Origin of the sequence: Rhizobium indicum, from assembly GCF_005862305.2 — a bacterium.
GTDB classification, from domain to species: domain Bacteria; phylum Pseudomonadota; class Alphaproteobacteria; order Rhizobiales; family Rhizobiaceae; genus Rhizobium; species Rhizobium indicum.
In genome coordinates, this window is the sequence record NZ_CP054021.1 from 240,102 (window position 1) to 264,055 (window position 23,954).

The window sequence follows — 23,954 nt, forward strand, 5'->3', positions numbered from 1 at the left end:
CCGCGCGCGGGCGGACATTCGACGTTCCTTAAAACAAACCCGACAGGAAATGAAGGGTTTGTCGCGCGAAAAGCTGCACAAGGCGGCCGCTCGGCCGCGGCGGCTTTGCGGCGAACAAAAGATCGGTTGCGGCGGAACCTTTCGGGCCGCCATTTCGTTGAAGCGGCATCCCATGAAACAGGAGCAGACCATGGCAGAATTGAAAACCGCTTCCGCCGAATCCACCGCTGCGCGCGTCAAGGCTGATATAGCAGCAGACGATCTGTCGGCGCAGGTCGCAGCCCTTCGCAACGATCTCTCCCGGCTGACGGAAAGCGTGGTCGCGCTGGGGCAGGGGGCGAAGTCGGCGGTGACCGACGAGGCTTCGGTGATGACGGAAAGACTGCGCGACAAGGTGCGCGAAGAACCGCTCGTGGCACTCGCCGTGACGGCAGGCATTGCCTACGTGTTCGGCCTGCTCAGCCGCCGCTGAACGGTAATTCAGAGTGAAGAAAAGCCGGGCGCCATGAACGCCCGGCTTTTAGTGTTTGCATCCGCCAAAAGTAACCGGGCCAGTTGACGCGACCGGGCTCAGCTGGCGCGACCAAGTCAACGGCGGATGACGCGCCCGATCGCGATCAAGATGCAGGCACCGACGAAACCGGTGATCAGATAGCCCAGCCAACCGGCGAGCGGCTGGATGTGCAACAGACCCAGGATCCAGTTGGCGACAATAGCGCCGATGATGCCGAGCAATATGTTCATGAGCAGGCTCATGCTGCTGCGCATTGCCTTTTCCGCCAGCCATCCGGCGACACCGCCGATAATGATGGCTGCAATCCAACCCACGCCTGCGCTTTCCATGGTTATCTCCCTCCTGGCAAAACGAGTCACAGAATGCACGAAACGAAACGAAGTTCCACTCCCAGTTACTGAGATCGCGTGCGCGTTCAGCAACTTATGTGACTCACAGCTGCAGCAGGGTGACCGGAGAGTGCAACGCGTGGGCGACAATCTGGAACAGCAGGCCGGCAATGGCGAGCAATGCGAAGCCAATAGGCATAATCAGACTTTTGCTAAACATCATCCCTCTCCCCTTTTGCGTAAAGCATAAGCGGAAGGGGACGGAGCGCAATAATATTGTTAACAGATAGTTAAGCCTAGCAATTAGCTAAAATTAATTACATCGAGGATCGTAGAAATACTTTCGGATGTCGAAAGCTTTATTTTGCACCTTTCCCGTGTTGTTGACGGATGGTCTGCGATCTATGCGCTTCAGACCTTCCGATCTACGCGTTGTCGTCGGGGCAGCAACTGGTGCCGCTACCTCTCCGGATCGCAAACAATGAGGCCGCGCTTAACGACTTCGGGCACTGGGTTCCAGTGATCGCGCGCCTTAGGGCCAATCCGTTTGCCGCGGGCCAGTCAGGTCCGGTGGACGATCAGCATGAAGACGAGGAAGGACGCTGTTGCGACCGTGGCGGCGAAGGCAATCTGGTAGTCCATGTCGTTAACCCCAGTTGGATGGCTCCCGTAAACGCCTGTGACGTCACCGAGTTCCATGTCGCGCGTTCGCGCTCATCGCCTGCGGATTGATTTTGGCGAAGAATGCGTCATCTTCCCTTGATCGCCATTCAATCCGGGGAAACACCTGATGCCTAAAGTTGCAATCGCCATCGCCTGCATCTGCCTGCTGACACTTTCCGGCTGCGGCAATACCGCATACGGGCTGAAGAAGGATGGCCAGGAAGCGAGCCACGCCATGGACAATGCGACACATCGGGTGCTTTCGGCCGGCGCCAAGAAGTGATGCAGGCGATGGAATAAAAAAGCCCGCCTGGGGTGAGGCGGGCTTAGGATTAACAGGGAGAATGGACGGATAGACTCCGCCTCAACTAATAAAGCATTTTCTTAAGCGCATGACTTTACGTCATTCGACGTAGCGGCGACCGGTAACGAGCGATGCGGCCATGATTCGCAATCGAATCAGAGATATCCGGATCGAATCAGAAGTTGCCCCAGTTCTGAGCGCGGGCACGAGCGCGAATAATCCGGTATTCGCGACCGCCATAGAGCGAGCCGATTGTCAGCAGAAGCGTCAGAACGTCCCAGATGATATGCATGTTATCCTCTTAGGTTGGACGGCACTGCCGTCGATCGGTGAAGATACAATAGCAATCTTTCGAACGTGCTTATATGACAAGAAATCGGGATGAGCGGGAAAGCCGGCAGGGCCCTTCCGCAGAAGAGAGGCGGCATTGCCGTCTTGGAGCAGCAAAGTGAACAGTTTCGGCGGTGGCTTATGACGATTTTCTCCGTCCGCCACATCACGTCCTATCGTTACGTCAGGGATGTCGACTTCGGTGAGCATCGCTTGATGTTCCGGCCGCGCGACAGTTTCGACCAGCGGCTGATCGAAGCGTCGTTGACGATCTATCCTGAGGAAAGTCATGTGCGCTGGATCCACGATGTTTTCGGCAATTGCGTGGCGCTCGTCGATTTTTCGAGGCCGGCGTCCGAACTTCGTTTCGAAACCTGGATCACGCTCGATCACACGCCGCAGGTCGCCCTGGATCTCAAGGTCGACGACGCGGCCCTGACCTATCCATTCTCCTACGACAAGGACGAGATCGCCGATCTGACGCCGGCGATGCAGCGCCATTATGCCGACCCGAACGACGAGGTCGGACGCTGGGCGCGCCAGTTCGTGCGCCAGGGGCGTCCGACGGAGACCGGGCATCTGCTGATGACGCTCTGTTACGCCATCCGCGAAAGCTTCGTCTATGCGCGGCGCCATGAACATGGAACGCAGTCGCCGGTGCAAACCTTGCAGCTTCGCTCCGGCACCTGCCGAGATTTTGCGCTTCTGATGATGGAGGCGGCACGCATCCTCGGCCTCGCAGCACGATTCGTCACAGGCTATGTCTATGTTCCAGACCGGGACGGTTCCACCGTGCTCGGCGGCGGTTCCACGCATGCGTGGTGCCAGATCTATCTTCCAGGCGCCGGTTGGACGGAGTTCGATCCGACCAACGGCATCGTCGGCAACCGCGATCTCATTCGTGTCGCGGTTGCCCGCGATCCGCGCCAAGCAGTCCCGTTGAGCGGCAGCTATGACGGGGACGGGAAGGATTTCGACAGCATGACTGTGCAGGTCAACGTCACCACGAGGTAATTCGATTACCTCCGAAGTAATCTGGGACTGCCACGAGTTGGCCGCGCAGTGACAGTCCCGCGGCTACGGAACCGGGTAGCGCGATCGACGTTCCATACTCACCTCCACCGATGCGGAGACGCGACAAGGAAGCGACAATGAAGATACGCGCCGGGTTTCATCTGGGCTATGAATGCACGCAGCCGACGCCGATGCTGCTCGTCCTCAACATCCATCCCTCCCGTCGCGCCGATCTTCTCAGCGATCAGATCCTGACTTTCGACCGGCCGATCGAGGCCTGGGGCTATACCGATGTGTTCGGCAATGCCTGCAGCCGGATCGTCGCTCCGTCGGGGCTGACGACGATCTCCACGGAGTTCGAGATCTACGACAGCGGCCAACCCGACATCGTTCCCGACGATGCCGTCCAGCACGCGATCAATGACCTGCCGGACGATGTGCTGGTCTTCCTGCTCGGCAGCCGCTATTGCGACACCGACAGGCTTGCAGATTTCGCCTGGGCGACGTTTTCATCGACGCCGCTCGGCTGGGCGCGCGTCCAGGCGATCTGCGATTTCGTCCATGACCACATCACCTTCGACTACCTGAAGGCCGACGTGCTCAGGACCGCGCATGGCGGCTTCATCGACAAGGCGGGCGTCTGCCGCGACTTTGCCCATCTCGCCATCGCGCTTTGCCGATGCATGAATATCCCGGCACGATATTGCACCGGCTATCTCGGCGATATCGGCGTTCCGATCGATCCCAATCCGATGGATTTCAGCGCCTGGTTCGAGGTCTTTCTCGGCGGCCACTGGCATACGGTCGACGCCCGCCACAACACGCCGCGTATCGGCCGGATCCTGATGGGAACCGGCCGCGACGCCACCGACGTCGCCATGTCGACGGCCTTCGGTCCGGCAACGCTCTCCCGCTTCGAGGTGATCACCGAGGAAGTGCCGCAGGAGGCGGTGAAAGCCGATTGATCAGCGGAGCAGGCCTTACGATGCGTCAACAACCAGCATCGCGGGCGATGCTGATCCTATGCCTTCTTCAAAAACTCGGTTTTCAGCACGAGGCCTTTGACCTGCTTGGTGCTGCACTCGATCTCGCCAGGATTGTCCGTCAGGCGAATGCCCTTGACCAGCGTTCCACGCTTCAGCGTCTCCGAGGTTCCCTTGACCTTGAGGTCCTTGATCAGCGTCACGGAATCGCCGTCGTGAAGCTGGCTTCCGTTGCTGTCCTTTACAATGATGTCGGTCATAATGTCCCCGCTTGGTGATCCCGGACGGGAAATCATGGCGACGCAGGATAGTCAATACGAACGGCTCAGTTGGCCTGACCTCTGATCCTACGCGGCCCTTCAATCAGCTCGCGCGCAGGCGTCGCGAACGCAGCCGCGCAGCCAGCGATGCGCCGGATCGGCATCCATCCTGGGGTGCCAGAGCAATGACACCGTGATCTCAGGCGTCGGGACGGGGAGGGGAAAACTATGCATTCCCGCGCGCAAGGCTCCGGTGTGCCGTTCGGGCACGCTGGCGATCAGATCGCAGTTCCGGGCGAGCGCCAGTGCCGTGGAAAAGCCGCTGACGATGGTGGCGATCTGCCGTTCCAACCCGAGCGCGTTCAAGGCTTCATCGATCGGTCCCTTGTCGAGCCCGCGCCGCGAGACGTAGATGTGCTGGCCGCCGGCATAAAGGGAGGGAGTCATCTCGCGCCCACAAAGCGGATGCCCCAAGCGCACGACGCCGATGAAACGATCGCGGAACAAGGCCTGCGCCCGCACCTCCGGCCCGGTCGTCCCGCCGACGACGCCGGTTTCCAGATCGACGGTCCCATCGCGAAGCGGGGCGCTGTCCTTGTCCGGCTTCTGCACGAAGCGCAGCCGCACGCCGGGCGCTTGCCGACCGAGGCAGGCGATGAGATCAGGTCCGAAGCTCTCGGCAAAGCCTTCGCTGGTGCGCAGCGTGAACGTCCGGACCAAGCGTTGAAGGTCAAGCGCCTCGGCAGGACGCAGGATCGCCTGCGCGTCCTCGACAATCCGGCCGACCCGCTCGCGCAGTTCGAGCGCGCGCGGCGTGGGGACGAGGCCACGGCCGGCGCGCACCAGCAGCGGATCGCCCGTCGTTTCACGCAATCGCGCTAAGGCCCGGCTCATCGCCGACGGGCTGAGCCGCAGCCGTTGCGCCGCACGCGCAACGCTGCCCTCGGCAAGCAGCACATCGAGGGTGACTAGCAAGTTGAGATCAGGTGTCGACATCCATCAGCTATAACACGGCTTCAACTTGATGTGGCGTCAAACGCATGAATAAAGTGCAAATCGTGCGCCTTCCGCCATATTAAGCAAAGGACTAGGTTTTCACCAGTTCCATTCGGGGAACTAAGAGAAAACGGAGTTCACGGGGTGAAATCGATCATTGCAGAGCGAAGCGAGGCCATCGCCGAACAGGCACCATCCATACGATGGGCGCTTGCCAGTCTTTCCCTCTCGATGTTGCTGCCGTCACTCGGCACCAGCATCGCCAATGTGGGCCTGCCGAGCCTGGCGCAGGCGTTCGATGCCGCCTTCCAGGATGCGCAGTGGATCGTTCTCGCCTATCTCCTTGCCATCACCACCCTGATCGTCAGCGTCGGACGGCTCGGCGACATCACCGGCCGACGTCGGCTGCTGCTCATCGGCATCCTGCTCTTCACGCTGGCCTCGATCCTCTGCGGCGTCGCGCCGACGCTATGGCTGATGATTGCCGCGCGCGCTGTGCAGGGCCTGGGTGCGGCCATCATGATGGCGCTCACCATGGCCTTTGTCGGCGAAACGGTGCCGAAGGAAAGAACCGGGAGCGCCATGGGGCTGCTCGGAACGATGTCGGCAATCGGTACCGCTCTTGGGCCCTCGCTCGGCGGCCTGCTGATCGCCGGGCTCGGCTGGCCGGCAATCTTCCTCGTCAACGTGCCGCTCGGCGTTCTGACCTTCGTTCTCGCCTATCGCCATCTGCCCGCCGATATCAGCAAGGGGAAGACGGGTCGGAAGGGCTTCGACATCGCAGGCACTTTGCTGCTTGCGCTGACGCTGTCGGTCTACGCGCTGGCGATGACGATCGGGCACGGCCGATTTGGCCTATTGAACATCGCTCTGCTCTCGGTCGCCGTCTTCGGCGCCGGTTTGTTCGTCTTCGCCGAGGCGAGAGCGGCATCGCCGCTGATCCAGTTGACGGTGTTCCGCAATCGCGTGCTCACCGCCAGCCTGGCGATGAACGTGCTGGTTTCGACTGTGATGATGGCGACGCTGGTAGTCGCGCCGTTCTACCTCTCCCATGCGCTCGGGCTCAATCAAGCTCTCGTCGGCATCGTCATGTCGATCGGCCCCGTCATCTCCATCTTGAGCGGCGTCCCGGCCGGCCGTCTGGTGGACCGTCTGGACGCGCCATTCGTGGTGGTCGCAGGGCTCGTCGCCATGGCGGCAGGCTGCATCGCCATGGCCGTGCTTCCCGGGATACCAGGCTACATCGCCGCCATTGCCATGCTGACACCCGGCTATCAGCTGTTTCAGGCGGCCAACAACACCGCCATCATGGCGGATGTCCGCCCGGACCAGCGGGGCGTCATCTCGGGCATGCTCAACCTTTCGCGCAATCTCGGGCTGATTACCGGCGCATCAGTGATGGGCGCCGTCTTCGCGTTCTCTTCGGGAACACCCGATATCACAGCGGCGCATCCCGAGGCCATTGCCTCAGGCATGCGGATGACCTTCGCCGTTGCGGCAGCACTGGTTGTTGTCGCGCTCGCTATTGCGGTCAGGACTTACCGCCGCCGAGCGCTCGGGGAGAGTTGAGCCCGGCACTTATCGGCAGCGCGAGCGAAACCCAGACCAAGGTCCGATCCATCCTGGACTTCGTGCCCATAGGAACTTTCCGTCGATGCAATAGGTAGCTTCGACATGCGTGGAGGTGTTCGGAGTTTTGCTGTGACTAAAATGTTCGTTGCGGGGATGATACTGACGCCTCTTATCTTCTGGGGTTCTGTCGGCGTCCTGATATATTCGTACTTCTCGTGAGGGCTGTCCGGCGAAACATCGACTTCGCCGAGCCCGTATTTTCGAAACATTTCCGCGCCTTGACGATACCGGCCTCGATGGCGCCGAAGAGATACCGGGCTACCGCCCGGCCGCCGACATATCGGGATCAGTTCGAGTGACCACGGAAGATCGCAACGGCCGCAGTGACCAGCGCGGCATTGTCGTTGGCAATCGTCCCATCCGGGAGGTGCTTACCATCTTCCAGGCCGATACGGGTGGAGTAGCGCCGCTCGCGCGCCAACCTGACGAAGGGCCAGACGGTGTCGTCGAAACCATGCAGAAGAATGGGCCGCTTGACCCGGCCATCCCCGAGCGCCTTGATAATGCCGTCCGCGATATCGCATGCGCGCTGCAAATCCTGTTCGTTATCGAGCTCGATGAGCACGCGAAAGACCCGCTCATGATCATCGAGGCCGATGTAGCGCTCCGCATCGGCGACCGATGCCAGCCCGACTTCGATGCCGATACCCTTCTGCTGCAGCAACTGCATGACACCAGGGCCATCGTCTTCCGAGAGGTTCACCGAGGCATAATCCGACAGAACGGACCAACGGCGGATGGCTTCCCGCGTTTTCTCCCGATCGCCTTCGATCCAGGCGCCCGTGGACACACCGATCAGCGTTCCCGGACAGACACGGCGGATCGCGCCGACAGTGTCGTCGACGGCGGCAAGGGCCTCCTTGCCATCGGCTCCGCGCGGATGAACGTGGAGCTCCGCAGCGCCGGCAGCGACCGAAGCCGTGGCATCACGCACCATGGCATCAATCGTCAGCGGAAGGAGCGGATGGAAATCGCTCGGCCGCGCGCCGTTGATGCAAGCTTGAACGATCATAAAGGAGCCTCGCGCTTGTTGGGCCGCTTAAGACGCCGGGTATACCAAATTGGAAACCTGAAGACTTAGGGGCGCTGCTGACAAAGTCATTTCCCTTGCCGTTACAGCCCCAATAATATCAAAACAGTCGAGATAGGCGACTGCTGCTCTCGTGCAGGGTCAAGCTGTGCGGACGCCGACTAGAGGACGGCCACGTGATCTCGTGGCAGCGACGTGACGTCAATCTGCCGCCCGACCCCATTCTTAAGTTAATGGCGGTCGCGTCCTGTTGCTGCCTGTACATCATCTCATCGTCGACGCAAAGGAGGAGGGTGAAACTCATCTGTTGCCCTCAGGGAAGGCCAACCTTCCTGAGGTACAAAACCGCAACTTTCGGAAAACGACGGATGGCGGAAGGGTCGCGAACTCTACGACATCGAAATTCTTAGCTCAGCTCACGGCAGGCAGCGGCGAACAGTCGTTGACCCGGCCATCGAACCCATCACCGGCTGATCATGACCTGCCACATTCAGAACCGCATCAAGATACGCGAGAAACAGGGCGGCCGCTGCTGCTACTGCCTCCAGCCTATGGTTCTGAGTGACAAACCGCCACATAAGCAGCCGCGGAATGCCGAAACCCTTGAGCACCCGGGTGCCGCTCTGATGGCGGCCGCAACAATCGAGACAACATCGCTTTGGCGTGCAAGCGTTGCAACGAAGAGCGCCGCGGCATGGACTGGCTCCTGTACACGAGCTACCGCCGCGGAGAGATTTGGGAACTAATCGAATGCGCGCCGCCCTGTGCGCATCGGCGTGGGTCGTAGACCTGCGCTAGCCAGCTGCCGAGCCGCATCGACGGCGGGACCAACACCATAGGCCGGCGCGATCACCATCCGCGACCACACCAGCGGCACGCAGGCCGGTGTTTTCTGGGATGCTCGCACCGTTCATCGGAGGTTAATGCTTATTAACCCAGAATCGCAGCCTGAAAGGATGCGCCGATGAAGATGCTCTTTACCTCACTTGCAGCCATGATCTTGTCTGCATCTTTCGCCCTGCCGCTGAACGCCGCGCCGATCGTCGTGCCGAACGCAGTACATATGCATACCTCCGACGTCGAGCAGGTCAAACACCGTCGCCACGGTAATGGACATGCGTATGGCCACCGGAAGAAACACCGGTACGCTTACCGCGACTGTCGGTATTACGGCTCGTGCTATCGTCCGCGGTATTACGGCAGTCGCGACTATTACGGCTATCGCGACCGTTACCCCTATCGTCGTCGGTCAGGTGTGACCGTGTATTTCGATTTTTAGCCGGCAGCGCCACTGAAACCAACCTTGGTGCTCAACAAATGCGCCGCCAGCCTCACCAGCTGGCGGTTTTCATACCAGAAGCGGGTTTATGACAAGCGTGCAATTCTCGCGCGGAAAGCGGAAATTGTGCAATAAAATCAATATAAGATGGCGGAAGAGGTGGGATTCGAACCCACGGTACGGTTTCCCGCACGCCGGTTTTCAAGACCGGTTCCTTAAACCACTCGGACACTCTTCCATCTGATTGAAAAGGTTGAGACATCAACATGCTGTTGATTTCTACGAACCGGTCATTGCTACCGATTTGCGACCCAATCACTCGATGGCTGGCTTTTTAGCAGCTTTGGTAGCAGCGTCAACGTGCTCTGCAGCATTTGCCAGCATCTTCGCCACGACGTGCGACTAGCTCGAGAGAGCCGACCTTCAGCTGTTCTTCAGCCTGCGCGAGCCGGTAGAGGTTCCGGCGCAAGGACGCTGGAGGTCAACCCGACGCTGCTGAACAACTCAACCCTGTTGCGACCCTTGTTTTTGGCAATGTAGAGCGCCTGATCTGCACGCTTCTGGACGTCTTGTTCGGTTAGACCCGCTTCCCAAAGTGCCACACCTGCACTGACGGAAGGTGTGACCTGATTTCCTTCGAAGACAAGGCTCAGGGCGTTGACAGCCTCGCGTATCCGCTCAGCGAGCGCAAAAGCGGAGGCTGCCGTTTGGCCGCGAAAAAAGAGGCTGAACTCCTCGCCGCCCAACCGACCTAGCACGCAGGAAGTGGGGGCACTCTGAGCAATCGTCCGAGCAACATTTATGAGAACGACATCACCTTTGTCGTGTCCGTACATATCGTTAACACGCTTGAAAAAGTCGATATCGATGAGGACGAAGGCGTCCCCGGGGCTGAGGCTTTTCGGAAGGGAATTGAAGAAATGCTGCCGGTTGGGAATGCCGGTCAGCATATCGGTGTTTGCAAGTCTGATAAGCTTTTCTTCGGCTCTTTCCTGCACGAGGACGAGCACGAACAGAGCCACTGCGAAATGACAGATGATCAGCAGAAAGAATGCGTAGCGCGGGGGAAGAGGCGCATCGTTCGGAAAGACGAAGCCAATGACGACCAAAGCCGAGAGAGACGTCGCCACCCATATGGATGCGGAAAGCCCGAGCCGCGCGGTAAGACGCTCATGGAAGAAGTCGCGGGCGATCACGAAACCTGACAAGGCAAGCAGGATGGCGGCGTTGCCATTGAACACCGATGCTCTCAATCCATTGTTTAAATACCATGGCGTGATCGCCGCACTCAGCATCAGGACGACGGGCAGGAGCAATGGCCACCAATCTCGTATAGAATTTTGACGCCGGCTGAGGCCGAAAAGACCAACCGCCATCAGCCCGTAACCATTGGCGCCCAGCGCAAAACTCCAGAACGTCCTGGCATTATCGGACATGTGAAGGCTCTCGTCCCACCCAGCCAGCGTTGAGGCGATCGCGAGCAAAGTAAAACCAACTGCAAGTACGCCGAGCCCCGGCGTCGCTCCGGAACGCCATCTCACATAGAAGAAGCAGATCGCTCCGACAATGAAGGAAGACTTGTGTAGAAGAAGGACTGTCGCAAGATCCATTGCCGGAACCCGATGTGAGAGAAGCGGGGTCCGAATAACGGCTAAAATCTACTTTTCGATGAACGCCGCGCGACCTTCTGACGGCGGAACTCGCTGCTCTTCCGGAGACTGCCGACCGAGATCGTTGGGACCCCGTCCATATATTGGAAATGACTCGCGTTCTCCCCGGCTTGAGCGTTAACTGTGTTGTTCTGGCGGAGGAAACAAACCATGGCCATGTATCTCACGCGCTTCAGCTACACGCCCGAGACCTGGGCGCGGATGATCGAAAATCCCGAGGATCGCCGAGAGGCGGCACGCAGTTACATTGAATCCGTGGGCGGAAAGCTGCATGGCTTCTGGTACGCCTTCGGCGAGCATGATGGTTGGAATCTGTGGGAGGCGCCCGATAACGTATCGATGGCGGCCGTCGCACTTGCGATCGGTGCAGGAGGTGCACTCAGCTCCATGGAGACCACTGTCCTCCTCAGCGTCGAGGATACGATCGCAGCCTTGGAAAAGGCGAAGTCGGTACGCTATCGTCCACCGGCAGCATAGGCGGCGGCCCACGGCTTCCCATCCACGTCGAAGATCAGCGCTTTGCGCTTCTCGTTCCGGCGCAAACTTTCTGTGAATTGCGCCGGAGACATGACAGACTTAGCTTCCGTCAGATCCAAGGCCCTTCGGACCGTTGAGCTGGTTCATATCCTCGCCGAGAGATCGAACCGCCTCCATCGTCACGGCGAGGGCCGACATCAGGATTGCGATGTCGTTGTCTTTATCCGGCTGGGAAAGCGCGCGAGATCGAGCGTGCAACTGCCGGCTGACCGTGTCGAGCTGCGTCAGGGTTTCATCGTTCATGGTGATCCTCCAAAGGTCTAAACCTTCAAAGCTCGCGGCGGACAATTCGTTCCCATACAGAATGAAGCGCCACCCCGCTGCGGCGCATCAAATCGGGCGGTGTTTCAATATGGAGCTTTGGGGGCGTCCGGAAGCGCCCGGATGTTCACCATATGCCCCGCATCGGCACGTTGATTTCTGGCCTCATTGCGGCGATGGAATGGCAGGCGGGAGGGCTCGCGTTAGTGATTTATAAACCATAACCCTCAGAATTGTCGCTATCGCTGCGAAATTGTTCGTAAAATTGCCACGAACTTAGCAAGATTAAAGCCTCGTTAGGCGGGCGGGAATAAGGCGCTATTGCCCCAAGATGGGGCAGGGTTCCTTAACCATAACGATCTTTGAGCGGCGTGGGGCACATGAAACTGGATTACGGGGCGGCGTCTTTCGCAACGACAGCACGGTGGCTGGCGATCTCGGCGATGTGTGCGACGGTTGCGGCTTGCGGCACGACGCAGGCGGTGCCGAAGAAAAAAGCCCACGGCAAAGAGTATTTCTCCGAATCCGAATATGGCGTGAAGGCGAGCCCGCGGGTCGCCACCGGCAACAATATCCCGAAGGGCGGCGGCCGCTACATCGTCGGCAACGCTTACGAGGTGAAGGGCAAGTGGTATTATCCGAAGGAAGATTTCGCCTATAACAAGGTCGGCGTCGCCTCCTGGTATGGCTCGGCCTTTCACGGGCGCCTGACGGCGAACGGCGAAGTCTACGACCAGATGCATCTTTCCGCCGCACATCCGACCTTCCCGCTGCCGAGCTATGCGCGCGTCACCAATCTCGAAAGTGGTTCTTCCGTCATCGTGCGCGTCAACGATCGCGGCCCCTATCACGAAGGCCGTATCATCGACCTTTCCAACAAGACGGCCGACATGCTGGATCTGCAGCACAGCGGCACCGGCAAGGTGCGCGTGCAATATGTCGGCCGCGCCCGCATGGACGGCCACGACATGCCCTATCTGATGGCCTCCTACGCGCCGAAGGGCAGCCGCATTCCCGGCGTCAATCCGGAAGGGCAGATCGCAAGCGGCGTGATGGTCGCCTCCAACAGCCGAAAGATCACCCGCGACCAGCTGCAGAGTTCGGAAAACTACGAGACGCCGGCCAACGTGCCGGTGCCGAGGTCGGCCACCTCCTATGCCGGCTCGACGCCGAGCGCCCGCAACAATGCGGCAGCCGCCGCCGCACCCGCTCTGGCCCCGGCTGCCCATGTTCTGGTCGCGCCATCGGCACCGTCCTTCAACAATGGCGCGCAGGCCATGGACCAGATGGTCGTGCTGCCGGAGATCGGTCCGATGCCCTACGAGCGGCCCCAGAATTCGCTGGCGCTCGGCTACCAGAGCGAAGAGGTGAAGACGGTGACCGTCGATCTCGCCTTCGACGCGGTGATGGTGCGCAATGACGGGCTGACGCAAGAGTCCATCCTTGCCTCGGCCAAGCGCCATCAGGCAAAGTTCGCCCAGCGCTGAACTGGCAATTGCATCGGATTTCCTCGCGTTCTAACCTCCTGAAATACGCCGCTCGATCAATGGAAATTGCGATGCTGAAGCCCGCGCTTCGCCTGCTTGCATGCCTGATGCCGTTCGCCTCCGGAGCCTTTGCAGCCGATGGCGGTGCCGCCGGCTTCGCCACCAAGGCGGCGCAGGCCTATATGATCGAGGCTACCACCGGCACGGTGCTTCTCGCCAAGAACGAGGATCAGGGCTTTTCGCCGGCTTCGCTCGCCAAGCTGATGACGATGGATCTCGTTTTCGAGGCGCTGACCAAGGGCCAGATCACGCTCGATACCGAATATCCCGTTTCCGAATATGCCTGGCGGACAGGCGGCGCGCCATCGCGGACGGCAACGATGTTTGCCAGCCTCAAATCGCGCGTGCGCGTCGAGGACCTGATCAAGGGCGTCGCCATCCAGGGCGCCAATGACAGCTGCATCATCCTCGCCGAGGGCATGGCCGGAAGCGAACAGCAATTTGCCGTGTCGATGACGCGCCGCGCCCGCGAGCTCGGCATGGAGAAGGCCGAGTTCGGCAATTCCACCGGCCTTCCCGACGGCAAGAGCAAGGTGACCGCACGCGAGATGGTGACGCTTGCCGCCGCCCTTCAGCAGACCTATCCGAACCTTTACCCCTATTTCGCGCAGCCGGATTTCGAGTGGAACAAGATCTTCCAGCGCAACCGCAACCCGCTGCTCGGGCTCGATCTCGGCGCCGATGGGCTGGCGACCGGCTTTACCGAGGGCGAGGGCTATTCGATCGTTGCTTCGGTCCAGCGCGACGGCCGGCGGCTGTTTGTGGCTCTTGCCGGCATCGCTTCCGACAAGGAGCGGACGGAGGAAGCTAAGCGCGTGCTCGAGTGGGGACTGACGGCCTTTGAGAACCGGCAGATCTTCGCCGACAAGGAAGTGATTGGCGCCGCCAGCGTCTACGGCGGCACGTCGCGCACGGTCGACCTCGTCGCCAAGGCGCCGGTCAGCGTCTATATCCCGATCAGCAATCCCGACCGGTTGTCGGCGCGCATCATCTATCGCTGGCCGCTGACGGCGCCGGTCAAGCCGGATACCCAGGCAGGCACGCTGAGGATTTTCGCCGGCAGCCGGCTGCTCAGGGAAGTGCCGCTCTATACCGTGCACGCGGTCGGCGAAGGCTCACTCAGCAGCCGGGCGATCGACGCCATGCTGGAACTCGGCGAATCGCTGTTCTTCTCCTGGCTCTGGGACAAGCCCGCGCCCGTCTGACGAGCTGTTTCCAATGCAATTTGCCGGGAAAGGTGAATATGTCGCCGCGGCGAAAGGTTTTCCTCCCTGATATCTTCGGATAGATAGAAGGAGCGGGGCGCGTGCGGCGCCTGGAATGCGGGAAGTTGTCATTGTCATCCGGTACGGGATTGTTCGTTACGTTTGAAGGCGGGGAAGGCGCTGGGAAATCCACGCAGATCCGCCGCCTCGCCGAGGCGCTGAAGGGCGAAGGTCACGACGTGCTGATGACGCGCGAACCAGGCGGATCGCCGGGCGCCGAAGCCGTGCGCCACGTGCTGCTGTCGGGGGCTGCCGAAGCCTTCGGCACGCGGATGGAGGCAATCCTCTTTGCCGCGGCCCGCAACGACCATGTCGAAGAGGTGATCCGGCCGGCCCTGGCCGCAGGCAAGGTCGTGCTCTGCGACCGCTTCATGGATTCCTCCCGCGTCTACCAGGGTATTACCGGTAATCTCGAGCCCGATTTCATCGAGACGCTGCAGCGCATCGCCATCAACGGCGTGATGCCGGATTGCACCGTGATCCTCGACATCCCCGCCAAGGTCGGGCTGGAGCGGGCGCAGAAGCGCGCCGCGACCGATGCTCCCGATCGCTTCGAGAAGGAGCGGCTGGAAACGCACGAGAAACGGCGCGAGGCCTTTCTCGATATCGCTGCCCGCGAGCCGGAGCGCTGCCACGTCGTCAACGCCATGCAGACAGAGGAGGCGATCGCCGCCGAGATCCTGGCGATCATCCAACAACTGCTGTCGCCGGCAGGCCGTGCGCGAATGCCGGAAGCCGCCCATCATGAGTGAAGCCCATTATGAGTGAGGAAAGGCCCGGACTGCTCGACGGCGCCATCTGGCCGGGGGAAAATACCAGGCTGTTCGGGCATGCGGAGGCGGAAGCCTTCCTTGCGCAGTCCTACCGGTCCGGCAAGGGCCACCATGCCGTCCTGATCGAAGGGCCGGAAGGCATCGGCAAGGCGACGCTCGCCTTCCGCTTCGCCAATCACGTGCTCTCACATCCCGATCCCGAGACAGCGCCGGAGACGATCGGCGATCCGGATCCTGCCTCTCCCGTCAGCCGGCAGATCGCGTCTGGCGCCTCGCACAATCTGCTGCACCTTGCCCGGCCGATGGACGAAAAGACCGGCAAGGTGAAATCGGCGATAACAGTCGACGAGGTGCGCCGCGCCGGCAAATTCTTCTCGCAGACATCCGGCACCGGCAACTGGCGGATCGTCATCATCGATCCGGCCGACGACATGAACCGCAATGCTGCCAACGCCATCCTGAAGATCCTGGAAGAACCGCCGAAGCGGGCGCTGTTCCTGGTGCTGTCGCATGCGCCGGGACGGCTGCTGCCGACAATCCGCTCACGCTGCCTGCCGCTGAAGCTGGCGCCGCTTGCCGATGATGAACTCGTCGCGGCCCTTGCCCATCTCGGCATATCAGGCGAAGGCGCGGCGGTGCTTGCCGCCGCCAAGGGCAGCGTCGGCGAGGCGCTGAAACTCATGAACTACGGCGGCGGCGAGATCATCGCTGCCTATGACGAGATGCTTGCCGCCGAGGGACCGACAGCCCGCAAGGCAATGCATCGGCTGGCCGACGCGCTTTCGGGTCGGGAGAGCGACACGATCTTCGATTTCTTCGTCAGCCATGTCGGCGACGACATCATGAACCGCGCGCGCGCGGCAGCCGGCGAGGGGCGGATCGCGGCGGCGGAGCGGCTGGCGCGGCTCTATTCCGAAATCACCGAGCGGCTGACCATTTCCGATGGTTACAACCTCGACCGCAAGCAGACGATCATCAGCATTCTCGCCGATATCAAGCAGCCGGGCCTTTAAAGCGCGTCACCGCTGACACTTTCGGCACCGTGCTCTGATCAGCCGGTCAGCAGCTTGACTGCGACAACAGCAAGCGTGGCGGCAAGGACGATGCGGATGGTGCGTTCGTGCAGCTTCGGCGCCAGAAGGCTGCCGATGATGATGCCGGGGATAGAGCCGATCAGCAGGGCAAACAGCATCGGCCAGTCGATCTCGCCGATCAGCCAATAGCCCGTGCCGCCGATCAACGTGAGCGGTACTGCATGAACGATATCGGAACCGACGATCTCGCGCACATCGAGCCTGGGATAAAGGACCAGCAGGATCGTCACACCCAGCGCGCCGGCACCGACCGAGGTCAAGGTGACGAGGACGCCGAGAACGAATCCGAGAATGACGGTGAGGGCGAGGATGGTCGTCGGCTTCGGCGGTGTGCGATCGCCGATGGCGCGGCGCGCCAGTTCGAGGATCGGGCCACGGAAGACCAGCATGATCGCGGTCATGACCAGAAGCCAGCCGAGCGCCGTGGTGATCGTATTGGTCACGCCGATGCTTTTGCGATCGACGCCGGCCAGCAGCCACAGCATCAGCAGGGCGGCCGGCAGGCTGCCGGCCGCGAGGCTGCCGACGATCTTCCAGTTGACCCGCCCATGCATGCCGTGAACGGCGGTACCGGCCGTCTTGGTGATCGCCGCGTAGAGAAGATCGGTGCCGACGGCGGTGGCGGGATGGACGCCGAAGAGCAGCACCAACAGCGGCGTCATCAGCGAACCGCCGCCAACGCCGGTGATGCCGACGAGCGCGCCGACGAACAGGCCGGAAAGCGAATAGAGCGGTTCGAATGTCAAACAAGCGCCCCTGACGGCGCGCGGCCACGACAAATCCGATAGATGAAAACTCGCACTTCGTTCTTGTCCCGCCCTCTTTCCCAAGACGGGTAGATTGGGCGAGAAGCTGAGTCAAGTTCACGCCCCCATCGTCCCGGAAATCATCGACGACTGGAAAGTTGAGGTTTCGCTTGACGGTGACATGCGCTAAGAGCGGCTGACCATTTTTATAGAGTTAGCCGGACATTGGCCGCCATGACAGACAAGACACCCTTCTACATCACCACCGCGATTTCCTACCCTAACGGCAAGCCGCATATCGGCCATGCCTATGAGCTGATCGCGACCGATGCGATGGCGCGTTATCAGCGCCTGGATGGCAAGGATGTCTTCTTCCTGACCGGCACCGACGAACACGGCCAGAAGATGCAGCAGACGGCCCGCGCCGAGGGCATCACCGCGCAGGCGCTCGCCGACCGAAACTCCGGCGAATTCCAGGCGATGGCGACGCTGCTCAACGCCTCGAATGATGATTTCATCCGCACCACGCAGGAGCGTCATCACGAGACGTCGCGCAACATCTGGAAGCTGATGGCCGACAATGGCGACATCTACAGGGACAGCTATGCCGGCTGGTATTCGGTGCGCGACGAGGCCTACTACCAGGAAAACGAGACGGAGCTGCGCGCCGACGGCGTGCGCTACGGGCCGCAGGGCACACCCGTCGAGTGGGTGGAAGAGGCAAGCTATTTCTTCAAGCTCTCCGAATACCAGGAGAAGCTGCTTGCGCATTATGAGGCGAACCCCGACTTCATCGGTCCGGCCGAGCGCCGCAACGAGGTGATCTCCTTCGTCAAGTCGGGACTCAAGGACCTCTCGGTCTCGCGCACGACCTTCGACTGGGGCATCAAGGTGCCGGACGATCCGGCCCACGTGATGTATGTCTGGGTCGATGCGCTGACCAATTACATCACCGCGACAGGCTATATCGAGGACCGGAACGGCCCGCGGGCGAAATACTGGCCGGCTGACGTGCACATCATCGGCAAGGACATCATCCGCTTCCACGCCGTCTACTGGCCGGCCTTCCTGATGTCGGCGAAGCTGCCGCTGCCGAAGCGCGTCTTTGCCCACGGCTTCCTGCTCAACAAGGGCGAGAAGATGTCGAAGTCGCTCGGCAATGTCGTCGATCCGGTCAATCTGGTGAACCATTTCGGCCTCGACCAGGTGCGCTACTTCTTTCTGCGTGAAGTGTCCTTCGGCCAGGACGGCAGCTACAGCGAAGAGGCGATCGGCACTCGCATCAACTCCGACCTCGCCAACGGCATCGGCAATCTCGCCAGCCGCTCGCTATCGATGATCGTCAAGAATTGCGACGGCAAGATCCCGGAATGCGGCGCGCTCAGCGACGAGGACAAGGCGATGCTGGCTGAGGTCGATGCGCTGCATGCCTCGACCCGCGAGGATATGGGCAAGCAGCAGATCCACCGGGCGCTCGCCTCGATCATTTCGGTCGTTTCCGAGACTGACCGTTATTTCGCCGGTCAGGCGCCGTGGGCGCTGAAGAAGACCGATCCGGAGCGGATGGGCACCGTGCTTTACGTGACTGCCGAAGTCGTGCGCCAGATTGCCATCCTGCTGCAGCCCTTCATGCCGGACTCATCGGCCAAGCTGCTCGATCTGGTCGCAGCACCCGAAGACAAGCGCGACTTTGCTGCCCTCGGCGAAGCCGGCCGTCTCATTGCCGGAACGACGCTCGAAGCGCCGACGCCGGTCTTCCCGCGCTACGTGGCTCCGGAGGCTTGAGGCCGTGCTGATCGACACGCATTGCCATCTTGATTTCGCCGACTTCGAGGCCGAGCGGGACGAGATCGTCGCGCGCGCCCATCAAGCTGGCGTCGCGCAGATGGTGACGATCTCGACGCGGGTGCGCAAGCTCGGCGCGTTGCTTGCTATCACAGAGAAGTATCCCTCGGTATTCTGCTCGGTCGGCACGCATCCGAACAATGCCGACGAAGAGCTGGAGATCCAGACGGAAGAGCTGGTGCGTCTCGCCAATGCCCATGAGAAGGTGGTCGCGATCGGCGAGGCCGGTCTCGACTATTTCTACGATACGCAAAAGCCTGAGGACCAGCAGACCGGCTTCCGCCGCCATATCGCCGCGGCGCGCGAGACCCGGCTGCCGCTCGTCATCCACAGCCGCAGCGCGGACGAGGACATGGCTGACATACTAACCGAGGAAACCGGGAAGGGGGCCTTCCCCTTCATTCTCCATTGTTTCTCGGCAGGCCCGGAGCTTGCCAAGACTGGCGTCGCGCTTGGCGGCTACATTTCCTTCTCGGGCATCCTGACCTTCCCGAAGTCGGAAGAGCTGCGGGAGATCGCCAAGACGATCCCGCAGGATCGGCTGCTTGTGGAAACGGACGCGCCCTATCTGGCGCCGAAGCGCTGGCGCGGTAAGCGCAATGAGCCGTCCTATGTCGTCAACACGGCCGAAGTGCTCGCCGAGACGATCGGCCTTGCTACCGAAGAGGTCGCACGGATCACGACAGAGAACGCTTTCCGGCTGTTCTCGAAGATGCCGAGGATCTAGCGGCGTGCTCTACCGGCGGCGTTTCACCATTCTCGGCTGTTCGTCGTCACCGGGCGTGCCGCGCATCACCGGCGACTGGGGTGCCTGCAATCCCGACAATCCGAAGAACCGGCGCACGCGCGCTGCCTTCATGGTGCAGCAATTCGCACCCGATGGCGGTGTCACGACCGTCGTCATCGATACCGGGCCGGACTTCCGCGAGCAGATGATCAGGGCAGGGGCCGACCATGTCGATGCCGTGCTCTACAGCCATCCGCATGCCGATCATATTCATGGCATCGACGATCTGCGCGGCTATTTTCACAATACGCGCCGCCGGGTGCCGATCTTTGCCGACCAATTTACGATGGACAGGTTGCGGGAAGCCTTCGGCTATTGCCTGGAAACGCCGCCGGGCAGCAACTACCCGCCGATCGTGCTGCCTGTTGTCATCGAAAACCTCGACGCGCCCGTGGAAATCCATGGTCCCGGCGGAACGATCGCCTTCCATCCGCATATCCAGCAGCATGGGGATATCCACTCGCTCGGCTTCCGCATCGGCGATGTGGCTTATTGCAGCGATATTAGCGATTTCCCGCCGCAGACCGTCGAAAAGCTTCAGAACCTCGACATGCTGATTATCGACGCGCTGCAATATACCTACCATCCGAGCCACCTGTCGCTGGAACAGTCGCTCGACTGGATCGGCCGGCTGAAGCCGAAACAGGCGATCCTCACCCATATGCACACGCCGCTCGATTACGACGTGGTGATGGCTGAGACGCCGGACCATGTGGTGCCGGCGTATGACCAGATGAGCTTCGAGACCGAGGTCAGGCTCTAAAGCTTTAACCCGCTCGCTTGCACGTACGGCCACAGTTCGACGCCACCGCGGTGGATCATGTCGAGCGAGACGTAGAGGATGATCAGCAGGCCGACATAGGCGATCCAGCGATGGTTGGTGAGCAACCGGGCGATAAAGTTTGCGGCAATACCCATTAGCGCGATCGACAGGGCAAGACCGATGACTAGCACGCTCGGATGTTCGCGCGCAGCACCGGCAACGGCCAGCACGTTGTCGAGGGACATCGAGACGTCAGCAATGACGATTTGGGTCGCCGCCTGGAAGAAGGTCTTTCTCGGCGCGCCTTCGGCACCCACCGCTCCGTGATTCTCGCCATGGCCGGCGCGAAGCTCGCGCCACATCTTCCAGCAGACCCAGAGCAGCAACAGGCCGCCGGCCAGCAGCAGGCCGACGATCGCCAGCAGATAGACTGCGACGCTGGCAAAGAGAATACGCAGAACGGTCGCGGCCACAATGCCGACGATGATCGCCTTGCGGCGCTGCGTCGCCTCGAGGCCGGCAGCAGCAAGACCGATAACCACGGCGTTGTCGCCGGCGAGAACGAGGTCGATAGCAATGACCTGCAGCAAAGCCGTCATACCGGCTGCCGTAAACATGTCCATATGAATTATCCCCAATGCGTCAAAGCCGTGCTAGCGTCTCGAAGGTTTGACGTCAACCGCTGAGAGATTTCGCAAGCGGCGTATTTGCGAGTCTGCGCGCCGAAATGGCAGGCGGCAATGAAACAGCAAGCGATGCAGTGGAGCATCGCCATTCCCCTGGAACATTCAACTCAGCCGACGGTTCTTCAAGTCAGGAAACCAGACACCGGTCAATCATCGGCCAAACTTCGCATTGGCGGCTGGATCTGCACATCGAGAGGAGAGTCCCATGGGCAGCATTTACAACGATACCAACCCGACTTTTTCAGGCCCGACAGGCGGCAGCAGCCTTGCCGCATTTTTTGACAACCGATCGGACGCCGAATCCGCCGTCTCCCGTCTTGAGGACGCAGGCGTGCCGGTTGCGAGAATAAGGCTGATGCCCGGATATGAGGCGGGCGCAAAAAATACCGGCGCAATGAGCGAAGACCGCAGCGGCTTCTTCGACGCGCTGGCCGACTTCTTCCTCCCAGACGAGGATCGCGCGGTCTACGCAGAAGGGCTGCGGCGAGGTGGATTCCTCGTCCAGGTCAATGATATCGATGACGCGCTCTACGAGACCGTCCACGATATTCTGGACGACGAGGGCAGCATCGACATGGATGAGCGGGCGGATCTCTGGTCGTTGGAAGACAGACAGCAAGGCGCGTCCAATACCGGTTTTGCCGGATCGGCCCAGGGCGGCAAAGCCTCGGAAAACCTCGCCGTGTCCGAGAGTGCATTTGACGATGCGCGCCCGGTGGCAATGCGGGACACCGCGCATGGAAGCGCCAAGGTGCGTGCCTATACCTTCCCCGAGCCTGGCACCACGTCATCGGACGAAACCAATCGCCAATCCCAAGGCCAGTCCCAAACCCAATCGCAAGGCGGATCTCACCAGAGCCAGGGTTTCCGGCGCGACCATTAATATTATGAGGCCCGGCCGCAATGCCGGGCCTCATTTCCTCTCGCTCAACCTATTCGAGGACATGTCGATGCAATCATCCATCAACCGCCACGGCCTTCCCCCAGATCCCGACGAACTGATCGCAGAAGGTGAGCCGCCTTTTGCCGATGCCGCGGAGCAGACGGCGCGTGAAAAGGCCGACGAAAGCCTGAATGCCCTGCAACATGAGGTCAGACTGCTGAATGCCCGCATGGGCGTGCTGCGCGAGGATGCGGAAGCAGCGCTGAAAGCCAAGGCCACATCGGTCGATGCGAGTGCCCATGTGCAGCTCGGCGATTACCCCTGGCTGAAACTTGCCGCGGCAATCGGCGCAACCTTCATTGCAGCCAGACTGGTTCGGCGTCTTCCGCTCGGTGTGCTGCTTGCGGGATTTGCCGGCCATATCCACGAAGTGAGACGGCAATGACGGTTTGAGCGTGCTCCTGGCATAGGCGCCGCTTGACCCTGTCGCGCAGGTTAGCCTGCTGCGGCACGTCGGCGGCCGGCGTGATTTGGCACCGCCGCTGTTAGCCACTCGCATGATCCTTGGAGGCACTCCGTAGCGCTACGATCGCATTCGGCGCCTCGATATAAGAGAGGCAGCAAGCTCGTCCCCGTTTTACGCCGAAGTCAGATGCTGCCCGAAAAAGTCGCTGAGCTTCGCGATTGCAGGCCCGACGAATTGCGGCTTGTCATAGAGGTCGACGTGGGTCGCACCATCCACAACGAAGAGTTCCTTAGGCTCCCTGGCCTTTTCATAGACCTGGTCGCTCCAGAATTTTGTCTCGGCTTTGGAACCCGCGATCACCAGAAGAGGCCGAGGCGAAATTGTCTCGATCATCTCGAACGGGTAGAATGCCATCTGCTGAGGCAAGCTCGAGAATATATAGCGATTAACGGAATTCGGATGCTGACCGCGAGCCGTGCGGTAGTATTCATAACCCTCCCTGTACATGACGGGAGTCGCTGGCGTGAAGTCGTCGGGAGAATTGGCCACAACAGGCACAAGGCGAACTGGTTCGCCACGCGCTTCACGGCTGCGCTGCTCGCCGGCATCCTTCAGCCGCTTGACGCGCTCTTCATAGGAGATGGAGTTCGAAAGTCCCTCGCGACGACCCTGGCCAATATCGAAAGTGCTCACGGCTGCGACGGCCCTTACGCGGTGCTCGTGCTGTGCGTGGTTCAACGCGTAGCTGCCGCCGATGCAAATTCCCAATGAGCCGATCCGCACCGGATCGACCTGCGGATGCTGAACCAGGAAATCAATGGCGCAACTGATATCATCCACGCGCTGTGCCGGCACTTCCATAAGACGCGGCTCGCCGCCACTTTCGCCTTGATAGGATGCATCATAGGCCAGGCCGATAAATCCCGCTTCGGCAAGGCGCTGGGCATAGAGACCGGAGGACTGTTCCTTTACGGCGCCGAACGGATGGGTCACCACAACTGCCGCATACTTCCTGCTGCTGTCGAAATTGGCGGGCTTAAACAAGTTAGCGACAATGTTCGTGCCCATGTTCCGTGCAGGGTAGGTGACACGTTCAATCGTCACGCCTTTGTCGTTCGGGTAGTTGACAACAGCGGGTCCTTTGACCTTAGCAGATTGACCCGACGCCGCGGCGTTTCCAGCCAGTACTGAGCCGGCGACGGCAGCGCCAGACAAGACAAGCGCAGACGTTCCGAGAAACTGCCGCCGCTTCTCATCGATAAATTCATTGTCCATTGTAAAACTCCCTTGCTAGCGA

General features: G+C 60.7%; 26 protein-coding genes, 1 tRNA gene and 1 pseudogene. 17 read left to right on the top strand and 11 right to left on the bottom strand.

All coding sequences use genetic code 11. From position 1 onward, the window contains the following. Positions 1–190 precede the first annotated feature (190 nt). The gene (locus tag FFM53_RS01130) at positions 191–472 is read left to right on the top strand and encodes a hypothetical protein (RefSeq protein WP_003539806.1); all 282 of its coding nucleotides are present in this window, start codon (positions 191–193) and stop codon (positions 470–472) included. A 116-nt stretch (positions 473–588) separates the two neighbouring features. Here the strand turns inward: FFM53_RS01130 and FFM53_RS01135 are convergent, their stop codons facing one another. Together FFM53_RS01135 and FFM53_RS01140 are read right to left on the bottom strand one after the other, a co-directional pair. After that, the gene (locus tag FFM53_RS01135; protein ID WP_003539804.1) at positions 589–843 is read right to left on the bottom strand and encodes a GlsB/YeaQ/YmgE family stress response membrane protein; all 255 of its coding nucleotides are present in this window, start codon (positions 841–843) and stop codon (positions 589–591) included. Positions 844–1,404: 561 nt separating this feature from the next. Continuing rightward, complete coding sequence (locus FFM53_RS01140) at positions 1,405–1,542, bottom strand: hypothetical protein (RefSeq protein ID WP_171598757.1); 138 nt, start codon at positions 1,540–1,542, stop codon at positions 1,405–1,407. Between the two features lie 91 nt (positions 1,543–1,633). Between FFM53_RS01140 and FFM53_RS01145 the strand changes: the two genes are divergently transcribed. From FFM53_RS01145 to FFM53_RS01155, 3 genes are all read left to right on the top strand, one after another. Then, positions 1,634–1,789 (top strand): entericidin, encoded by a 156-nt coding sequence (locus FFM53_RS01145; RefSeq protein ID WP_138329407.1) that lies wholly within the window; start codon positions 1,634–1,636, stop codon positions 1,787–1,789. A gap of 492 nt (positions 1,790–2,281) precedes the next feature. Beyond that, complete coding sequence (locus FFM53_RS01150) at positions 2,282–3,154, top strand: transglutaminase family protein (protein WP_138389147.1); 873 nt, start codon at positions 2,282–2,284, stop codon at positions 3,152–3,154. A 137-nt stretch (positions 3,155–3,291) separates the two neighbouring features. Next, a complete protein-coding gene (locus tag FFM53_RS01155) occupies positions 3,292–4,119 on the top strand; it encodes a transglutaminase-like domain-containing protein (protein ID WP_138389148.1) in 828 nt (275 codons plus the stop codon). A 56-nt stretch (positions 4,120–4,175) separates the two neighbouring features. Here the strand turns inward: FFM53_RS01155 and FFM53_RS01160 are convergent, their stop codons facing one another. Further along, positions 4,176–4,397: an alkylphosphonate utilization protein gene (locus FFM53_RS01160; protein ID WP_020050017.1), complete on the bottom strand. Its 222-nt coding sequence runs from the start codon at positions 4,395–4,397 to the stop codon at positions 4,176–4,178. A 99-nt stretch (positions 4,398–4,496) separates the two neighbouring features. Then, on the bottom strand, positions 4,497–5,393 hold the full coding sequence (locus tag FFM53_RS01165; protein ID WP_138329409.1) for a LysR family transcriptional regulator: 897 nt from the start codon (positions 5,391–5,393) through the stop codon (positions 4,497–4,499). Between the two features lie 144 nt (positions 5,394–5,537). Here FFM53_RS01165 and FFM53_RS01170 point away from each other — a divergent pair, with 144 nt between their 5' ends. Continuing rightward, positions 5,538–6,962 (top strand): MFS transporter, encoded by a 1,425-nt coding sequence (locus FFM53_RS01170; RefSeq protein WP_138389149.1) that lies wholly within the window; start codon positions 5,538–5,540, stop codon positions 6,960–6,962. Positions 6,963–7,311: 349 nt separating this feature from the next. Here the strand turns inward: FFM53_RS01170 and FFM53_RS01175 are convergent, their stop codons facing one another. After that, positions 7,312–8,037, bottom strand: a complete 726-nt coding sequence (locus tag FFM53_RS01175) for a 3-keto-5-aminohexanoate cleavage protein (protein ID WP_138389150.1) — start codon at positions 8,035–8,037, stop codon at positions 7,312–7,314. Between the two features lie 667 nt (positions 8,038–8,704). Here FFM53_RS01175 and FFM53_RS36985 point away from each other — a divergent pair. Next, a pseudogene (locus FFM53_RS36985) lies at positions 8,705–8,842 on the top strand (hypothetical protein); the annotation flags it as partial. Positions 8,843–9,019: 177 nt separating this feature from the next. Further along, complete coding sequence (locus tag FFM53_RS01185; RefSeq protein WP_138329414.1) at positions 9,020–9,334, top strand: hypothetical protein; 315 nt, start codon at positions 9,020–9,022, stop codon at positions 9,332–9,334. Between the two features lie 148 nt (positions 9,335–9,482). Here FFM53_RS01185 and FFM53_RS01190 read toward each other — a convergent pair. Together FFM53_RS01190 and FFM53_RS01195 are read right to left on the bottom strand one after the other, a co-directional pair. After that, positions 9,483–9,572: transfer RNA gene (locus FFM53_RS01190), tRNA-Ser, on the bottom strand. Between the two features lie 196 nt (positions 9,573–9,768). Further along, complete coding sequence (locus FFM53_RS01195; RefSeq protein ID WP_138389151.1) at positions 9,769–10,944, bottom strand: GGDEF domain-containing protein; 1,176 nt, start codon at positions 10,942–10,944, stop codon at positions 9,769–9,771. A 210-nt stretch (positions 10,945–11,154) separates the two neighbouring features. On the opposite strand from FFM53_RS01195, the gene FFM53_RS01200 reads away from it, so the two are divergent. Beyond that, complete coding sequence (locus FFM53_RS01200) at positions 11,155–11,481, top strand: GYD domain-containing protein (protein ID WP_029874139.1); 327 nt, start codon at positions 11,155–11,157, stop codon at positions 11,479–11,481. 99 nt (positions 11,482–11,580) lie between these two features. On the opposite strand, the gene FFM53_RS01205 is transcribed toward FFM53_RS01200, so the two are convergent. Next, entirely contained in the window at positions 11,581–11,784 is a 204-nt protein-coding gene (locus tag FFM53_RS01205; RefSeq protein ID WP_138389152.1) for a hypothetical protein, read from the bottom strand. A 398-nt stretch (positions 11,785–12,182) separates the two neighbouring features. Here FFM53_RS01205 and FFM53_RS01210 point away from each other — a divergent pair, with 398 nt between their 5' ends. The 4 genes from FFM53_RS01210 to FFM53_RS01225 all read left to right on the top strand — a co-directional run bounded on the left by FFM53_RS01210 (position 12,183) and on the right by FFM53_RS01225 (position 16,400). Then, positions 12,183–13,289 carry a septal ring lytic transglycosylase RlpA family protein gene (locus FFM53_RS01210; protein WP_138389153.1) on the top strand — a complete coding sequence of 369 codons (1,107 nt, stop codon included), beginning with the start codon at positions 12,183–12,185 and terminating at the stop codon, positions 13,287–13,289. A 71-nt stretch (positions 13,290–13,360) separates the two neighbouring features. Continuing rightward, entirely contained in the window at positions 13,361–14,554 is a 1,194-nt protein-coding gene (locus FFM53_RS01215; protein WP_138389154.1) for a D-alanyl-D-alanine carboxypeptidase family protein, read from the top strand. Positions 14,555–14,685: 131 nt separating this feature from the next. After that, positions 14,686–15,366 (top strand): dTMP kinase, encoded by a 681-nt coding sequence (gene tmk / locus FFM53_RS01220; protein ID WP_138389155.1) that lies wholly within the window; start codon positions 14,686–14,688, stop codon positions 15,364–15,366. An 8-nt stretch (positions 15,367–15,374) separates the two neighbouring features. After that, a complete protein-coding gene (locus FFM53_RS01225; protein ID WP_138389156.1) occupies positions 15,375–16,400 on the top strand; it encodes a DNA polymerase III subunit delta' in 1,026 nt (341 codons plus the stop codon). Positions 16,401–16,438: 38 nt separating this feature from the next. Here FFM53_RS01225 and FFM53_RS01230 read toward each other — a convergent pair whose 3' ends face one another. Beyond that, on the bottom strand, positions 16,439–17,227 hold the full coding sequence (locus FFM53_RS01230; protein ID WP_138329421.1) for a sulfite exporter TauE/SafE family protein: 789 nt from the start codon (positions 17,225–17,227) through the stop codon (positions 16,439–16,441). A gap of 234 nt (positions 17,228–17,461) precedes the next feature. Here FFM53_RS01230 and metG point away from each other — a divergent pair, with 234 nt between their 5' ends. Genes metG through FFM53_RS01245 form a run of 3 tightly spaced genes read left to right on the top strand, consistent with a single transcriptional unit; the run spans position 17,462 to position 20,622 of the window. Beyond that, positions 17,462–19,012 (top strand): methionine--tRNA ligase, encoded by a 1,551-nt coding sequence (gene metG, locus FFM53_RS01235; protein WP_138329422.1) that lies wholly within the window; start codon positions 17,462–17,464, stop codon positions 19,010–19,012. Between the two features lie 4 nt (positions 19,013–19,016). Continuing rightward, on the top strand, positions 19,017–19,799 hold the full coding sequence (locus FFM53_RS01240) for a TatD family hydrolase (RefSeq protein ID WP_138329423.1): 783 nt from the start codon (positions 19,017–19,019) through the stop codon (positions 19,797–19,799). Positions 19,800–19,803: 4 nt separating this feature from the next. Beyond that, a complete protein-coding gene (locus FFM53_RS01245; protein WP_138329424.1) occupies positions 19,804–20,622 on the top strand; it encodes an MBL fold metallo-hydrolase in 819 nt (272 codons plus the stop codon). Here the strand turns inward: FFM53_RS01245 and FFM53_RS01250 are convergent. Beyond that, complete coding sequence (locus tag FFM53_RS01250) at positions 20,619–21,245, bottom strand: TerC family protein (RefSeq protein WP_138329425.1); 627 nt, start codon at positions 21,243–21,245, stop codon at positions 20,619–20,621. The genes FFM53_RS01245 and FFM53_RS01250 overlap by 4 nt on opposite strands. A 268-nt stretch (positions 21,246–21,513) precedes the next feature. Here FFM53_RS01250 and FFM53_RS01255 point away from each other — a divergent pair, with 268 nt between their 5' ends. Both FFM53_RS01255 and FFM53_RS01260 read left to right on the top strand, forming a co-directional pair. Then, positions 21,514–22,191 carry a hypothetical protein gene (locus tag FFM53_RS01255; RefSeq protein WP_138389157.1) on the top strand — a complete coding sequence of 226 codons (678 nt, stop codon included), beginning with the start codon at positions 21,514–21,516 and terminating at the stop codon, positions 22,189–22,191. A 67-nt stretch (positions 22,192–22,258) separates the two neighbouring features. After that, positions 22,259–22,636 (top strand): hypothetical protein, encoded by a 378-nt coding sequence (locus FFM53_RS01260; protein WP_138329427.1) that lies wholly within the window; start codon positions 22,259–22,261, stop codon positions 22,634–22,636. 192 nt (positions 22,637–22,828) lie between these two features. Here the strand turns inward: FFM53_RS01260 and FFM53_RS01265 are convergent, their stop codons facing one another. Further along, complete coding sequence (locus FFM53_RS01265; protein WP_138329428.1) at positions 22,829–23,932, bottom strand: alpha/beta hydrolase; 1,104 nt, start codon at positions 23,930–23,932, stop codon at positions 22,829–22,831. Between the last annotated feature and the right edge of the window lie 22 nt (positions 23,933–23,954).

Bases quoted from the DNA above. Each gene is read 5' to 3' on its own strand.
- FFM53_RS01130 (WP_003539806.1), top strand. From the start codon at position 191: ATGGCAGAATTGAAAACCGCTTCCGCCGAATCCACCGCTGCGCGCGTC.
- FFM53_RS01135 (WP_003539804.1), bottom strand. From the start codon at position 843: ATGGAAAGCGCAGGCGTGGGTTGGATTGCAGCCATCATTATCGGCGGT.
- FFM53_RS01140 (WP_171598757.1), bottom strand. From the start codon at position 1,542: ATGGAACTCGGTGACGTCACAGGCGTTTACGGGAGCCATCCAACTGGG.
- FFM53_RS01145 (WP_138329407.1), top strand. From the start codon at position 1,634: ATGCCTAAAGTTGCAATCGCCATCGCCTGCATCTGCCTGCTGACACTT.
- FFM53_RS01150 (WP_138389147.1), top strand. From the start codon at position 2,282: ATGACGATTTTCTCCGTCCGCCACATCACGTCCTATCGTTACGTCAGG.
- FFM53_RS01155 (WP_138389148.1), top strand. From the start codon at position 3,292: ATGAAGATACGCGCCGGGTTTCATCTGGGCTATGAATGCACGCAGCCG.
- FFM53_RS01160 (WP_020050017.1), bottom strand. From the start codon at position 4,397: ATGACCGACATCATTGTAAAGGACAGCAACGGAAGCCAGCTTCACGAC.
- FFM53_RS01165 (WP_138329409.1), bottom strand. From the start codon at position 5,393: ATGTCGACACCTGATCTCAACTTGCTAGTCACCCTCGATGTGCTGCTT.
- FFM53_RS01175 (WP_138389150.1), bottom strand. From the start codon at position 8,037: ATGATCGTTCAAGCTTGCATCAACGGCGCGCGGCCGAGCGATTTCCAT.
- FFM53_RS01185 (WP_138329414.1), top strand. From the start codon at position 9,020: ATGAAGATGCTCTTTACCTCACTTGCAGCCATGATCTTGTCTGCATCT.
- FFM53_RS01195 (WP_138389151.1), bottom strand. From the start codon at position 10,944: ATGGATCTTGCGACAGTCCTTCTTCTACACAAGTCTTCCTTCATTGTC.
- FFM53_RS01200 (WP_029874139.1), top strand. From the start codon at position 11,155: ATGGCCATGTATCTCACGCGCTTCAGCTACACGCCCGAGACCTGGGCG.
- FFM53_RS01205 (WP_138389152.1), bottom strand. From the start codon at position 11,784: ATGAACGATGAAACCCTGACGCAGCTCGACACGGTCAGCCGGCAGTTG.
- FFM53_RS01210 (WP_138389153.1), top strand. From the start codon at position 12,183: ATGAAACTGGATTACGGGGCGGCGTCTTTCGCAACGACAGCACGGTGG.
- FFM53_RS01215 (WP_138389154.1), top strand. From the start codon at position 13,361: ATGCTGAAGCCCGCGCTTCGCCTGCTTGCATGCCTGATGCCGTTCGCC.
- FFM53_RS01225 (WP_138389156.1), top strand. From the start codon at position 15,375: ATGAGTGAGGAAAGGCCCGGACTGCTCGACGGCGCCATCTGGCCGGGG.
- metG (WP_138329422.1), top strand. From the start codon at position 17,462: ATGACAGACAAGACACCCTTCTACATCACCACCGCGATTTCCTACCCT.
- FFM53_RS01250 (WP_138329425.1), bottom strand. From the start codon at position 21,245: ATGGACATGTTTACGGCAGCCGGTATGACGGCTTTGCTGCAGGTCATT.
- FFM53_RS01255 (WP_138389157.1), top strand. From the start codon at position 21,514: ATGGGCAGCATTTACAACGATACCAACCCGACTTTTTCAGGCCCGACA.
- FFM53_RS01260 (WP_138329427.1), top strand. From the start codon at position 22,259: ATGCAATCATCCATCAACCGCCACGGCCTTCCCCCAGATCCCGACGAA.
- FFM53_RS01265 (WP_138329428.1), bottom strand. From the start codon at position 23,932: ATGGACAATGAATTTATCGATGAGAAGCGGCGGCAGTTTCTCGGAACG.